Origin of the sequence: Halomonas sp. Y3, from assembly GCF_024137965.1 — a bacterium.
Classification (GTDB): Bacteria; Pseudomonadota; Gammaproteobacteria; order Pseudomonadales; family Halomonadaceae; genus Halomonas; species Halomonas mongoliensis.
The window spans coordinates 744,040-756,714 of the sequence record NZ_CP099975.1 but is presented as its reverse complement, the minus strand read 5'-3'; the positions used below and the strand labels follow the sequence as shown (position 1 = coordinate 756,714).

Genomic DNA, 12,675 nt, shown 5'->3' with positions numbered 1-12,675 from the left:
TCGCAGGAACCCTGCGGCGATCGTGACGTCTTCACGTCACCACCCTGATGTCCGCAACCTGAGGGCAGGGCTCCCATGCTCAACCGTTACCCACTGTGGAAGTATCTGCTGATACTGGTCATCCTCGCCGCCGGCCTGGTCTATTCGCTGCCCAACCTCTACCCCGAAGATCCGGCGGTGCAGATCAGCAGCGCCAGCGGCGACGCCACCGTCGACGAAGGCGAACTGGAGCGCATCCAGAGCGCCCTGCGCGACGCCGGTATCACCATCAAGGCCGTCGAACGCGACGAGAGCAGCGTGCTGATCCGCCTCGACGACGCCGATGAACAGCTCCAGGCCCGCGACCGCATCGCCGCCATGCTCGGCGACGACTTCGTGGTGGCCCTGAACCTGGCCGAATCCACTCCGGCCTGGCTGCAGGCGCTCTCCGCCTCGCCCATGACGCTCGGCCTCGACCTGCGCGGCGGCGTGCACTTCCTGCTGGAGGTGGACATGGACGCCGCGGTGACCCAGCGCCTCGAGGTCAATGCCAGCGCCATGCGCGAGCAGCTGCGCAGCGAGCGCATCCGCTACCGCGGCACCGAGATCGAGGGGCGCACCCTGACGCTGACCTTCACCACCGAGGAGGACCGCGATGCGGCCCGCCGTCTGATCAGCCGCGAGTTCCGCGACTTCGACTACCAGAACGTGGGCGACGGCCGCGGCGCGGCGCTGGCCATGACGCTTACCGACCAGGCGGTCAACGAGATCCAGGACTACGCGGTCAACCAGAACCTCACCACCCTGCGCAACCGGGTGGACGAGCTGGGCGTGGCCGAGCCCATGGTGCAGCGCCAGGGCCCCGACCGCATCGTGGTGGAGCTGCCCGGGGTCCAGGACACCGTGGCTGCCAAGCGGGTAGTGGGCGCCACCGCCAACCTGGAGTTCCGCCTCGAGGCGCGTCCGGATACGCCGGACAACGAGACCGAGCGCCTGGGCTTTCGCAACGACGAGTCGCGCACCGCCGAGCTGATGCGCGACGTCATCATCACCGGCGACAGCGTCTCCAGCGCCAGCCGCAGCTTCGACGAGAACGGCCGCCCCCAGGTCAACATCAACCTGGACGGCACCGGCGGCACCCTGATGAACCGCGCCACCCGCACCAATATCGGTCGCAACATGGCGGTGATCTTCATCGAGCACAAGACCCGCGACAGCGTCGAGGTGGTCGACGGCGAGGAGGTGATCGTCCGCGAGCCCTACACCGAGCGCGGCATCATCAGCCTGGCCACCATCCAGAGCGCCCTGGGCAACAGCTTCCGCATCACCGGGCTCGATTCGCCCACCGAGGCCGCCGAGCTCGCCCTGCTGCTGCGCTCCGGCTCGCTGGCCGCACCGATCTACTTCGTGCAGGAGCGCACCATCGGCCCGAGCCTGGGGGCCGAGAACATCAAGCGCGGCGTGATGTCGGTGCAGATCGGCCTGCTGCTGGTGGTGCTCTTCATGCTGATCCGCTACAAGGTGTTCGGCATCATCGCCAACGTCGCGCTGGCGCTGAACCTGACCCTGCTGATGGCGGCCATGTCGCTGCTCGGCGCCACCCTCACCCTGCCCGGCATCGCCGGCATCGTGCTGACCCTGGGGATGGCGGTGGACGCCAACGTGCTGATCTTCGAACGCATACGTGAGGAGCTGCGCGGCGGGCTCTCGATACAGCAGGCGATCCACGCCGGCTATGAGCGCGCCTTCACCTCCATCGTCGATGCCAATATCACCACCCTGCTGGTGGCGGTGATCCTGTTCTCGATCGGCACCGGCCCGGTCAAGGGCTTCGCCGTGACCCTGTCGCTGGGGATCATCACCTCGCTGTTCACCGCCCTGCTGGTGACCCGCGCCATGGTGAACCTCGTCTACGGCGGCAAGCCGGTCAAGAAGCTCTGGATTTAAGAGGTGCTCATGAAAACCCTGATCAATCGACAGTTCGACTTCATGGGCAAGCGCAAGGTCGCCTTCGCGATCTCGGCCGCCCTGATCCTGGCGTCGATCATTTCGCTGCTCTTCCAGCAGCTCAACCTGGGGCTGGACTTCACCGGCGGCACCCTGGTGGAGGTGCGCTACGCCGTGGCGCCTTCGCTGGAGGCCGTGCGCCAGACCCTGGAGGCCGCCGAGTTCCGCGACGTCTCGGTGCAGACCTTCGGCGCCTCCACCGAGGTGCTGATCCGCCTGCAGCAGGCCTTCGACCCCGAGGTGGGCGACCGCGTGGTGCAGCTGCTGCGCTCCGGCGGCGACAGCGTGGAGCTGGTGCGCGCCGAGTTCGTCGGCGCCCAGGTGGGCGAGCAGCTGCGCGACCAGTCGGGCCTCGGCCTGCTGGTGGCGCTGGGCATCGTGATGATCTACGTGGCCTTCCGCTTCCAGTACAAGTTCGCCATCGGCGCCCTTCTGGCGCTGATGCACGACGTGATCATCGTGGTCGGCATCTTCTCGCTGTTCCAGCTCGACTTCGACCTCACCGTGCTGGCGGCGCTGCTGGCGGTGATCGGCTATTCGCTCAACGACACCATCGTGGTCTATGACCGCATCCGCGAGACGATCCGCAAGTCACGCATCGACGACATGCCGGCGATCTTCAACGAAGCGATCAACATGACCCTGTCGCGCACCCTGGCGACGTCCGGTACCACCCTGCTGGTGCTGATGGCGCTGCTGATGCTGGGCGGCGACATGATCCACCACTTCTCGATCGCCCTGATCATCGGCGTGGTGGTGGGGACCTTCTCCTCCATCTACGTGGCCGCGGCCCTGCTTCTCGCCGTGCACCTCCAGCGCGAGGACCTTATCCCCGCCAGGAAGGAGGACGCCGAGGCCGAGGAGGAGCTGCCCTGACAGCGGGAAGCTGGAGAGCAGCCTGCAAACGAAACCGCCCCCGCAGCTTCGCTGCGGGGGCGGTTTTTCTTCCAGCTTCAGGCTTCGCGCCTTCAGCTTAGAAGTGCGGCTTGAGCTGCTGCACCAGGGCTTTGTAGAGGCGCGGGCCCGCGGCCATCAGCTGGCCCTCCACCTCGACCTTCGGCTGGCCGTCCGGGGTCCCCATCAGGGCACCGGTCTCCTTGAGCAGCAGGGTGCCGACCTGCATGTCCTGCTCCTCCAGGCCCAGCACGAAGGCGGCGTCGGCACGGCCGGCGGCCAGCTCGGCCAGGTCCAGCAGGCCGCTGCCGGAGGCGCGCTGCACCTCGATGACCGGGCCCAGCTGCTGGACCAGGGTCAGGTAGGCGGGCAGGTTGCGGGGACGCAGCCAGGTCTCGGGCAGACCCATGGCGATGCGGGCACCGCCCACGGCGTGGGTCTTGGGCACGCGAATGCGCTTGCCGTTATGCTGGGCACCGCGGCCACGGCTGACCAGGTACTCGTCATCGCTGAAGGGACAGATCACCACCGCATGCTCCGGGCGGCCCTTGACCATGCAGACCACCGACAGCGCGAAGCCGGAGGCGGCCACGCCGAGGTTGGAGTAGCCGTGGAAGGGTTCGATCTTCCACAGGGTGTCGGCACCTTCACCCTCACCGGAGCGGTGGGGGGTAAAGCGGCCGACGACGCCGTGCTGGGGGTAACCGCGGGAGAGCTGACGGACGATCAGCGCCTCGGCGTTGCGGGCGGCGTCTTCCAGCAGGCGATCGAGGTTGCTCTCTTCGTGGGCGTTCTCGATACGCTCACGGATACGCAGGAACTGTTCGCCGGCGCTGCGTGCCGCACGCAGCGCATATTGGACCATCGGATGCATGATCGGGCCTTGGGGAGTCGGTGGTGTTAAAGAACGGGGGTGTTCGTGGAAGCGTTCGGTTGGAACGGACGGCGCGAATCCTAGCAGACCCCGGCCCGTTGCGCCACGACCATCGGCGATGGCCCCCGCGGCGCTCGGCCCGCACAACATGCTAGACTCTGCCGCCCCGAGGTATCGCCCCGATTCATGTCATCCCAGGGAAGCCCACCATGCTCGACCGCATCCGTATCGTCCTGATCGGCACCAGCCACCCCGGCAACATCGGCGGCGTCGCCCGCGCCATGCACAACATGGGCCTCGCCGACCTGGCCCTGGTGGCACCCCGCTGCGAGCCGGTCACCGCCGACAGCGTATCGCGGGCCTCCGGCGCCGACCACCTGGTGCATGGCGCCCGAGTGGTAGAGACCCTGGAGCAGGCGGTGGCCGACTGCACCCTGGTGGTAGGGGCCAGCGCCCGCTCGCGCACCCTGCCCTGGCCGATGATCGCCCCCCGGGCGCTGGGCGCGCGCCTGCCCCAGGAGCTGGCCGGCGACGGCGCCCGGGTCGCCCTGGTCTTCGGCCGGGAGGACAGCGGCCTGACCAACGCCGAACTGCAGCGCTGCCATGCCCATGTGCATATCCCCACCAACCCCGACTTCAGCTCCCTGAACCTGGCCGCCGCGGTGCAGGTGCTCGCCTACGAGTGCCGCCTGGCCTGGCTGGAAGAGGAGCCAGCGCCCACCGAGGAGCCCGCCCAGGCGCTGGCCACCCACGAGGAGCTTGAGCACTACTTCGCTCATCTGGAGCGCACTCTCATCGCCATCGGCTTCCACGACCCGGCCATGCCGCGCCAGCTGATGGCTCGCCTGCGCCGCTTCACTCTCCGGGCCCGCCCGGAGCGCATGGAGCTCAACATCCTGCGCGGCATCCTCTCGGACACCGAGAAGCTGGCCCCGCCCCGGGACGACGCCTGAGGCTATTCTGGAGCGGCGCCCGAGGCCGTGCCTTGAAGGGGGCCTACCGCGCCCCCACACTGAAAATATCATCCTCTGCGGCAGATGCCGCCCTGCCCCCTTCCAGCCCAAGGACCGCCGCATGTTTCAACGCCTGCGTGAGGACATCAACAGCGTTTTCGACCGCGACCCGGCGGCCCGCAACGCCTTCGAGGTGCTGACCAACTATCCGGGCCTCCACGCCCTGCTGATCCATCGCCTCAGCCACTGGCTGTGGAAGAAGAACCTCAAGTGGCTGGCGCGCAGCCTCTCAACTTTCTCGCGCTGGCTCACCGGCGTCGAGATCCACCCCGGGGCGAAGATCGGCCGACGCTTCTTCATCGACCACGGCATGGGCGTGGTGATCGGCGAGACCGCCGAGATCCATGACGACGTGACTCTCTACCACGGCGTGACCCTGGGCGGCACCAGCTGGAACAAGGGCAAGCGTCACCCCACCCTGGAGAACGGCGTGATCGTCGGCGCCGGGGCCAAGATCCTCGGTCCCTTTACCGTGGGCGCCGGCGCCAAGATCGGCTCCAACGCCGTGGTCACCAAGGAGGTGCCCGCCGGCGCCACAGTGGTGGGCATTCCCGGCAAGATCGTCAAGCGCGCCGACCCCGATGCCGCCGAGATTCTCGAGGTGGATCCGGAGCGTCGCGAGGCGATGCGTCGCAAGTTCGGCTTCGACGCCTACGGCATCAGCGAAGACATGCCGGACCCGGTAGCGCGCTCCATCCAGGCCATGCTCGACCATATGCACGCCGTGGACGAGCGCATCGAGCGCATGTGCCAGACCCTGCGCAAGGTGGACGCCAGCTATCGTGATGGCCGCCTGCCGGAACTGCGCGACGAGGATTTCGCCGACGTGCTCGACGATGCCGACGCCTGCGCCATGCCGGAAAAGTCGCCTGCCCGGCACACCGACGCCGGGGGCGACGGCGACCGCGGGGCAAATGGTTGACCAAAGCGCTTGGTCTTTACCATAATGCACGATCGATCGTGCTCCCCCAGGGAGTGCCCGCTCACCGACCGCCGACTCCTTCGGCGCCGAGGACGCCATGCGCCTGACCACCAAGGGACGCTACGCCGTCACCGCCATGCTCGACCTGGCGATGAATGCCCAGCAGGGCCCCATCTGCCTGGCCGATATCTCCAGGCGCCAGGAGATATCGCTCTCCTACCTGGAGCAGCTCTTCGCACGGCTGCGCCGGGCGAAGCTGGTGGAGAGCGTACGCGGCCCCGGCGGTGGCTACCTGCTGGCCCAGCCGCCCGAGTCGATCTCGGTGGCGCGGGTGATCGACGCCGTGGACGAGTCGGTGGACGCCACCCGCTGCGGCGGGCTCTCCGACTGCCAACAGGGCGACACCTGCCTGACCCACCACCTGTGGTGTGAGCTCTCCGAGCGCATCCACGGCTTCCTGGAGGGCGTCACCCTGGGCCAGCTCGCCTCCCGCATGGAGGTACAGCAGATCGCCGGACGCCAGCGCGACCGCCAGGCCAACAGCGGCGATATTCTCGCCTCGGCGCCCTGAGCCAAAACGGACCGCCGGACCGCACCCAACCAGATTCCGAGGCCATGACCACACCCGCCTATCTCGACTACGCCGCCACCACCCCCGTCGACCCCCGCGTCGCCGAGCTGATGGCGCGCCACCTGACCCTCGACGGCATCTTCGCCAACCCCGCCTCGCGCAGCCACATGCTGGGGTGGCAGGCGGAGCAGGCGGTGGAGAATGCCCGCCGCCAGGTGGCCGACCTGATCAACGCCGACCCCCGCGAGATCGTCTGGACCAGCGGCGCCACCGAGGCGGATAACCTGGCGCTGACCGGCTACCTGCGCGCCAACCGCGCCCGGGGGCGCCACCTGGTGACCTCCACCGTCGAGCACAAGGCGGTAGTAGACACCGCCCTGGCCCTCGAGGCAGAGGGCTTCGAGGTCACCTGGCTGACCCCGGGGCACGACGGCCGCATCACGCCCGAGCAGCTGCGCGACGCCATGCGCCAGGACACCGTGCTGGTCTCGCTGATGGCAGTGAACAACGAACTGGGCGTCATCCACGACCTGGCGGCGCTGGCCGAGGTGGCCCACGCTGGGGGCGCCCTCTTCCATACCGATGCCGCCCAGGCGGTGGGTCGTTTGGACCTGGACGTGAAGCGCCTGGGGATCGACCTGATGTCGCTCTCCGGCCACAAGGCCTACGGCCCCAAGGGCATCGGCGCACTCTATGTGAAGCGCGACCCGGATATTCGCCTGGAGGCGCTGATCCACGGCGGCGGCCACGAGCGCGGCATGCGCTCCGGCACCCTTCCCACCCACCAGATCGTGGGGATGGGCGAGGCCTTCGCCCTGGCCGGGGCCGAGGGCGAGGCCGACCAGGCCCGCATCACCGCCCTTCGCGACCGCCTGCTGGCCGGCCTGGCCGACCTGGGTGGCATCTACAGCAATACCGCGGTGGAAGTGTCGGTGCCCAATATCCTCAACCTGGCCTTCGAGGGCGTCGACGGCGAGTCGCTGCTGATGGCGCTGCGCGACGTGGCGCTCTCCACCGGCTCGGCGTGCAACTCGGCCAGCGTCGAGCCATCCTATGTATTGAAGGGCATCGGCCTGCCCCGCGCCCTGGCGCTGGCTTCGCTGCGCTTCAGCTTCGGCCGCTTCACCACCGAGGCCGACATCGACATGGCGCTGGCCGCCCTGCGCCACGCCCTGACCGGGCTGCGTCGCCAGGCCGTCCGCAGCGCCCAGTGACACCCATCGGCCTCGGGCCAACCCATCGACTTCAGGAGAGAGACCCATGGCGCATTTGACCATTACCGCCGCCGCCGCCGACCAGATTCGCCGGGTGCTCGAGGAGCGCGGCGCGGGCCTCGGCCTGCGCGTCTCGGTCAAGCCCAGCGGCTGCTCCGGCTACAGCTACGTACTCGACTTCGCTGACGAGGCCGAGGGCGACGACACCTGTTTCGAGGAGCATGGCGTCAAGGTCTTCGTCGCCCCGGAGGCGTTGGAGATGCTTGACGGCAGCGAAGTGGACTACGTCAACGAAGGGCTCAACCGCTTCTTCCGCTTCAACAACCCCAACGTCAAGGACCAGTGCGGCTGCGGCGAGAGCTTTACGGTCTGACGCGCCCCCAGTAGCGACGATTGTTCAACCCCGCCCCGGGGCGGTATAATCCGCGCCCAATCGGCGTCCGCTGCCGAGCTTCATCAGTTTCACCGCGCCGCCCGGGCTCCAGCACAAGAGCCCAGGGGCGGCGCGGCGCTATTCATCGACACCCCTGTCCATCACCCCCTACTGGAGACATGCCCATGGCTACCCAGCGCACCCTGTCCATCATCAAGCCCGACGCCGTTGCCAAGAACGCCATCGGCGAGATCATCGCTCGCTTCGAGAAGGCCGGCCTCCAGGTCGTCGCCGCCAAGATGCTGCACCTGGACGACGACAAGGCCGGCGGCTTCTACGCCGAGCACAAGGAGCGCCCCTTCTTCAAGGATCTGGTCGGCTTCATGACCTCCGGCCCGGTGGTGGTCCAGGTGCTCGAGGGCGAGGACGCCATCGCCAAGAACCGTGAGCTGATGGGCGCCACCAACCCCAAGGAAGCCGCGCCGGGCACCATCCGCGCCGACTTCGCCGAGACCATCGACGCCAACGCCGTGCATGGCTCCGACTCCCCCGAGTCCGCCGAGCGCGAGATCGCCTACTTCTTCGGCGCCGACGAGATCTGCCCGCGCTGATCGCGTCTCCCGGGCGGGGGTCCTGCCCCCGCCTCCCCTGCTTCTCCCTTTCCCGACCCGCTGACCGCCATGACCGCTGATACCGCACCCCAGAAGACCAACCTGCTCGGCATGTCCCGCGAGGAGATGGAAGCCTTCTTCCTCTCCATCGGCGAGAAGAAGTTCCGTGCCGCCCAGGTGATGAAGTGGATCCACCACGAGGGCTGTGACGACTTCGCGGCCATGACCAACCTCTCCAAGGCGCTGCGCGCCAAGCTCGCGGACGTGGCCGAGATCCGCGGCCCCGGCGTGGTCTACGAGGGCACCTCCAGCGACGGCACCCGCAAGTGGGTGCTGGAGGTCGAGGACGGCAGCTACGTGGAGACGGTGCTGATTCCCGCCGACAACGGCAAACGCCGCACCCTCTGCGTCTCCTCCCAGGTGGGCTGCTCCCTGGACTGCAGCTTCTGCTCCACCGGCAAGCAGGGCTTCCAGCGCAACCTCACCGCCGCCGAGATCATCGGCCAGGTGTGGGTCGCCCAGCGCAGCGTGGGCCCGCGCAAGGACACCGCCAATCGCCCGGTCACCAACGTGGTGATGATGGGCATGGGCGAACCGCTGCTCAATTACGACAACGTCGTGCCGGCCATGAAGCTGATGCTCGACGACAACGGCTACGGCCTCTCCAAGCGCCGGGTCACCCTCTCCACCTCGGGGGTGGTGCCGATGCTCGACAGGCTCGGGGACGAGCTCGACGTGAGCCTGGCCATCTCGCTGCATGCCGCCAACGACGAGCTGCGCAGCGAGCTGGTGCCGCTCAACCGCAAGTACAATATCCGCACCCTGCTGGACGCCTGCCACCGCTACCTGGCCAAGTGCGACGACACCCGCATGGTCACCATCGAGTATACGGTGATCAAGGACGTCAACGACCAGCAGGTGCACGCCCGGGAGCTCGCCGAGCTGCTGCGCGAGCTGCCCTGCAAGATCAACCTGATTCCCTTCAACCCCTTCCCCCACTCGGGCTACGAGAAGCCGTCCCGCAACCAGGTGGTGCGCTTCCAGCAGTGGCTCTATGAGCTGGGCTACACGGCACCGATCCGCACCACCCGCGGCGACGATATCGACGCCGCCTGCGGACAGCTGGTGGGAAGGGTCAAGGATCGTACCAAGCGCCACGAGCGCTATATCCAGTCGATCCAGATCGACGCCGACTGAGCGGATGGGTCACCTTGACTTCAACCGGGCGCGACGCTTTGATGGTCAGGCCTTTCATCCCCCCGGCGAGGTGCCGCGACCGGCTCGACCCGGGGAGTTACCTGTCGACCGTCGGGAGAACGCCATGACGCGCCGCCTCAGTGTATCGGGAGCCTCGCGCCTGCCCGCCCTGGCGCTGCTGCTGGGTAGCCTCTGGCTTGGCGGCTGCGCCACCCAACCTCAGGGGCTCGGCAGCGGCGATCGGGACGCCAGCCCCGCGGATGCCCATACCCAGCTGGGCATCGCCTACCTGGAGCGTGACAACCTGCAGCGCGCCATGGGCGCCCTGGAGCGCGCGCTCGCCATTGATCCTGACGCTCCCGAGGCGCTGCAGGCCATGGCCATGGTCTACCAGCGCCAGGGCGAGCGGCAGCTGGCCGATGAGACCTTCCGCCGCGCCCTCTCGGCGAACCGCCACTTTACCCGCGGGCGCAACAACTATGCGGCCTTCCTCTATGAGCAGGGCCGCATTCGCGAGGCCTGCGAGCAGCTCGAACTGGCCTCCAGCGACTCCCGGTATCCCCAGCGAGCACAGCTGTTCGCCAACCTGGGACAGTGCCAACGCGAGCTGGGCGATATCGGCGCCGCCCGCCAGAGCCTGGAGCGCGCTCAGAACATCGATCCCCGCAGCCCGAGAAGCTACTTCACCCTGGCCGAGCTGGAGCTGGACACCGGTAACCATGAGCGCGCACAGGAACAGATCGAGACCTTCATCCGCCTGGCTGGCCCGAGCCCCGACGCCCTGAGGCTGGCCCGGCAGGTTGCCGAGGCCCGAGGCGACCGGACCACCGCGGCCTTCTACAGCGAACAACTGGACGGCCTCTCCGGCACGCCCTGAATCACGACTCTTGACGAAGGATGCTCAGCCATGAGCGATACTCAGACACCAGACCCCGCCGACAGCGCCATCTCGGTTTCGCCGGGCGAGCAGCTCAGGCGTGAGCGGGAGTCTCAGGGCCTCTCGATCGGCGAGGTGGCCGGTGCCCTCAACCTGCGCCCGGCGGTGATCCGCGGCCTGGAGGAGGACGACTACGAGGAGGTGCCGATCCCCACCTATCGGCGGGGCTACCTGCGCGCCTATGCCCACCTGCTGGGCATCGAGGAGAGGCCGGTACTCGACGCCTACCGCAGCCGCTTCGGCAGCGAGGAGAGCGAGCGCAAGGTCACCCCGGTACAGGTGACGCGCCCCCCCTCGCGAATCGGTGCCTGGCTGTTCCGGCTGGTGACCCTGCTGGTGATCGCCGGCCTGATCGGGCTGACCCTGATGTGGTGGCAGAGCCGCGGCGGGAACGAGCCGCCCGGCATCAGCGACAGTGGCCCGGTGGCCGTGGATGGGCTTGACGGCACCACCACCACCATCAGCGAACCCGAAGCCCCGGCGGTGAGCGAAGTGCCCCCCGCCGAGAGCCTGCCCCCCCTTCCCGAAGAGGACGAGGGGCTGGGCCTGGTGGAAGACCCTGATGCCATGGCCGACGAGGCCGAAGCGGCGAGCGTCGACGCCGATGGCGCCCTGGCCCTGGCTGATGCCGAGCCCGAGATGGCCGACGAGGCCGCCATCGAGGAAGCCGTCGTGGAGGAGGCCGCCGCCGACCCACGCCGGCTGGAGCTGACCTTCAACGAGCAGTCCTGGACCGAGATCTTCGACGCCAACAACCAGCGCATCTTCGTCGGCCTGCAGGAACCCGGCACCTCGGCCAGCGTCGAAGGGGAGCCGCCTTTCCGCCTCACCGTGGGCAACGCCACCGGCGTAGAACTGACCTGGGCCGGCGAGGCCGTTGACCTCGGCGCCCGCGCCGGCGCCAACAATGTCGCCCGCTTCACTCTGGGAGATTGATCCGCCACCATGCACGCCCCATCCTCCATCGTTCGCCGCAAGTCCCGCCAGATCCACGTCGGCAAGGTGCCGGTCGGGGGCGATGCCCCCATCTCGGTGCAGAGCATGACCAACACCGACACCCTGGACGTGGCCGCCACCGTGGCGCAGATTCGCCGCCTCGAAGAGGCCGGCGCCGACATCGTGCGCGTCTCCGTTCCCGACATGGATGCCGCCGAGGCCTTCGGCAAGATCAAGCGTGAGGTGGAGGTCCCCCTGGTGGCCGACATCCACTTCGACTACAAGATTGCCCTGCGCGTCGCCGAGCTCGGCGTCGACTGCCTGCGCATCAATCCCGGCAATATCGGCCGTGAGGATCGCGTACGCGCCGTGGTCAGCGCCGCCCGGGACAACGGCATCCCCATCCGCATCGGCGTCAACGCGGGTTCGCTCGAGAAGGACCTGCAGAAGAAGTACGGCGAGCCCACCCCGGACGCCCTGGTCGAGTCCGCCATGCGCCATATCGACCACCTCGACCGCCTCGACTTCCAGGAGTACAAGGTCAGCGTCAAGGCCTCCGATGTGTTCATGGCGGTGGCCGCCTACCGCAAGCTGGCCGGCCTGATCGAACAGCCCCTGCACCTCGGGATCACCGAGGCGGGCGGGCTGCGCTCGGGCACCGTCAAGTCCTCCATCGGACTCGGGCTGCTGCTGATGGACGGCATCGGCGACACCATCCGGGTCTCCCTGGCCGCCGACCCCGTCGAGGAGATCAAGGTCGGCTTCGACATGCTCAAGAGCCTGCGCCTGCGCGCCAAGGGCATCAACTTCATCGCCTGCCCCAGCTGCTCGCGCCAGAACTTCGACGTCATCGGCACCATGAACGCCCTGGAGGAGCGCCTCGAGGACATCATGACCCCGCTGGATGTCTCGGTGATCGGCTGCGTGGTCAACGGCCCCGGCGAGGCCAAGGAGAGCGATATCGGGCTCACCGGCGGCTCGCCGGCCAACCTCGTCTATATCGATGGCAAGCCGGCCTCCAAGCTGCGCAACGACCACCTGGTCGACGACCTCGAGCGGCTGATCCGCGACAAGGTGCGCGAGAAGGAGCAGGCCGAGAAGGACATGATCGCCCGCGGCTGAATCTCAGCACCAGATCGCCGCGGCG

At 68.1% G+C, this 12,675-nt stretch carries 13 protein-coding genes; 12 read left to right on the top strand and 1 reads right to left on the bottom strand.

All coding sequences use genetic code 11. The features are described 5' to 3' along the window. Window positions 1-75: 75 nt before the first annotated feature. Window positions 76-1,926: a protein translocase subunit SecD gene (gene secD / locus NHL60_RS03575; RefSeq protein WP_253449123.1), complete on the top strand. Its 1,851-nt coding sequence runs from the start codon at window positions 76-78 to the stop codon at window positions 1,924-1,926. Between the two features lie 9 nt (window positions 1,927-1,935). Then, window positions 1,936-2,862: a protein translocase subunit SecF gene (secF, locus tag NHL60_RS03570; protein ID WP_253449120.1), complete on the top strand. Its 927-nt coding sequence runs from the start codon at window positions 1,936-1,938 to the stop codon at window positions 2,860-2,862. Window positions 2,863-2,959: 97 nt separating this feature from the next. On the opposite strand, the gene NHL60_RS03565 is transcribed toward secF, so the two are convergent. After that, window positions 2,960-3,754 carry an inositol monophosphatase family protein gene (locus NHL60_RS03565; RefSeq protein ID WP_253449117.1) on the bottom strand — a complete coding sequence of 265 codons (795 nt, stop codon included), beginning with the start codon at window positions 3,752-3,754 and terminating at the stop codon, window positions 2,960-2,962. 209 nt (window positions 3,755-3,963) lie between these two features. Here NHL60_RS03565 and trmJ point away from each other — a divergent pair, with 209 nt between their 5' ends. The 10 genes from trmJ to ispG all read left to right on the top strand — a co-directional run bounded on the left by trmJ (window position 3,964) and on the right by ispG (window position 12,650). Beyond that, window positions 3,964-4,707, top strand: a complete 744-nt coding sequence (gene trmJ, locus NHL60_RS03560; protein WP_253449114.1) for a tRNA (cytosine(32)/uridine(32)-2'-O)-methyltransferase TrmJ — start codon at window positions 3,964-3,966, stop codon at window positions 4,705-4,707. 121 nt (window positions 4,708-4,828) lie between these two features. Continuing rightward, the gene (cysE, locus tag NHL60_RS03555; protein WP_253449111.1) at window positions 4,829-5,689 is read left to right on the top strand and encodes a serine O-acetyltransferase; all 861 of its coding nucleotides are present in this window, start codon (window positions 4,829-4,831) and stop codon (window positions 5,687-5,689) included. Between the two features lie 97 nt (window positions 5,690-5,786). Beyond that, window positions 5,787-6,260, top strand: coding sequence for a Fe-S cluster assembly transcriptional regulator IscR (gene iscR / locus NHL60_RS03550; RefSeq protein ID WP_253449108.1), 474 nt, complete (start codon window positions 5,787-5,789; stop codon window positions 6,258-6,260). Window positions 6,261-6,304: 44 nt separating this feature from the next. Continuing rightward, on the top strand, window positions 6,305-7,474 hold the full coding sequence (locus tag NHL60_RS03545) for an IscS subfamily cysteine desulfurase (RefSeq protein ID WP_253449105.1): 1,170 nt from the start codon (window positions 6,305-6,307) through the stop codon (window positions 7,472-7,474). A 46-nt stretch (window positions 7,475-7,520) separates the two neighbouring features. Further along, on the top strand, window positions 7,521-7,847 hold the full coding sequence (locus NHL60_RS03540; protein WP_253449102.1) for an iron-sulfur cluster assembly accessory protein: 327 nt from the start codon (window positions 7,521-7,523) through the stop codon (window positions 7,845-7,847). Window positions 7,848-8,032: 185 nt separating this feature from the next. Next, window positions 8,033-8,458: a nucleoside-diphosphate kinase gene (gene ndk, locus NHL60_RS03535; protein WP_253449099.1), complete on the top strand. Its 426-nt coding sequence runs from the start codon at window positions 8,033-8,035 to the stop codon at window positions 8,456-8,458. 69 nt (window positions 8,459-8,527) lie between these two features. Then, entirely contained in the window at window positions 8,528-9,655 is a 1,128-nt protein-coding gene (gene rlmN, locus NHL60_RS03530; protein WP_253449097.1) for a 23S rRNA (adenine(2503)-C(2))-methyltransferase RlmN, read from the top strand. 124 nt (window positions 9,656-9,779) lie between these two features. Further along, window positions 9,780-10,532 (top strand): type IV pilus biogenesis/stability protein PilW, encoded by a 753-nt coding sequence (pilW, locus tag NHL60_RS03525; RefSeq protein ID WP_253449094.1) that lies wholly within the window; start codon window positions 9,780-9,782, stop codon window positions 10,530-10,532. Between the two features lie 30 nt (window positions 10,533-10,562). Beyond that, window positions 10,563-11,528, top strand: coding sequence for a RodZ domain-containing protein (locus NHL60_RS03520; RefSeq protein WP_253449091.1), 966 nt, complete (start codon window positions 10,563-10,565; stop codon window positions 11,526-11,528). A gap of 9 nt (window positions 11,529-11,537) precedes the next feature. Continuing rightward, window positions 11,538-12,650 (top strand): flavodoxin-dependent (E)-4-hydroxy-3-methylbut-2-enyl-diphosphate synthase, encoded by a 1,113-nt coding sequence (ispG, locus tag NHL60_RS03515; RefSeq protein ID WP_253449088.1) that lies wholly within the window; start codon window positions 11,538-11,540, stop codon window positions 12,648-12,650. Window positions 12,651-12,675: the final 25 nt, after the last annotated feature.

Coding starts and splice junctions, on each gene's coding strand:
- pilW (WP_253449094.1), top strand. CDS start 9,780: ATGACGCGCCGCCTCAGTGTATCGGGAGCCTCGCGCCTGCCCGCCCTG.
- cysE (WP_253449111.1), top strand. CDS start 4,829: ATGTTTCAACGCCTGCGTGAGGACATCAACAGCGTTTTCGACCGCGAC.
- trmJ (WP_253449114.1), top strand. CDS start 3,964: ATGCTCGACCGCATCCGTATCGTCCTGATCGGCACCAGCCACCCCGGC.
- NHL60_RS03520 (WP_253449091.1), top strand. CDS start 10,563: ATGAGCGATACTCAGACACCAGACCCCGCCGACAGCGCCATCTCGGTT.
- iscR (WP_253449108.1), top strand. CDS start 5,787: ATGCGCCTGACCACCAAGGGACGCTACGCCGTCACCGCCATGCTCGAC.
- ispG (WP_253449088.1), top strand. CDS start 11,538: ATGCACGCCCCATCCTCCATCGTTCGCCGCAAGTCCCGCCAGATCCAC.
- secD (WP_253449123.1), top strand. CDS start 76: ATGCTCAACCGTTACCCACTGTGGAAGTATCTGCTGATACTGGTCATC.
- NHL60_RS03565 (WP_253449117.1), bottom strand. CDS start 3,754: ATGCATCCGATGGTCCAATATGCGCTGCGTGCGGCACGCAGCGCCGGC.
- rlmN (WP_253449097.1), top strand. CDS start 8,528: ATGACCGCTGATACCGCACCCCAGAAGACCAACCTGCTCGGCATGTCC.
- secF (WP_253449120.1), top strand. CDS start 1,936: ATGAAAACCCTGATCAATCGACAGTTCGACTTCATGGGCAAGCGCAAG.
- ndk (WP_253449099.1), top strand. CDS start 8,033: ATGGCTACCCAGCGCACCCTGTCCATCATCAAGCCCGACGCCGTTGCC.
- NHL60_RS03545 (WP_253449105.1), top strand. CDS start 6,305: ATGACCACACCCGCCTATCTCGACTACGCCGCCACCACCCCCGTCGAC.
- NHL60_RS03540 (WP_253449102.1), top strand. CDS start 7,521: ATGGCGCATTTGACCATTACCGCCGCCGCCGCCGACCAGATTCGCCGG.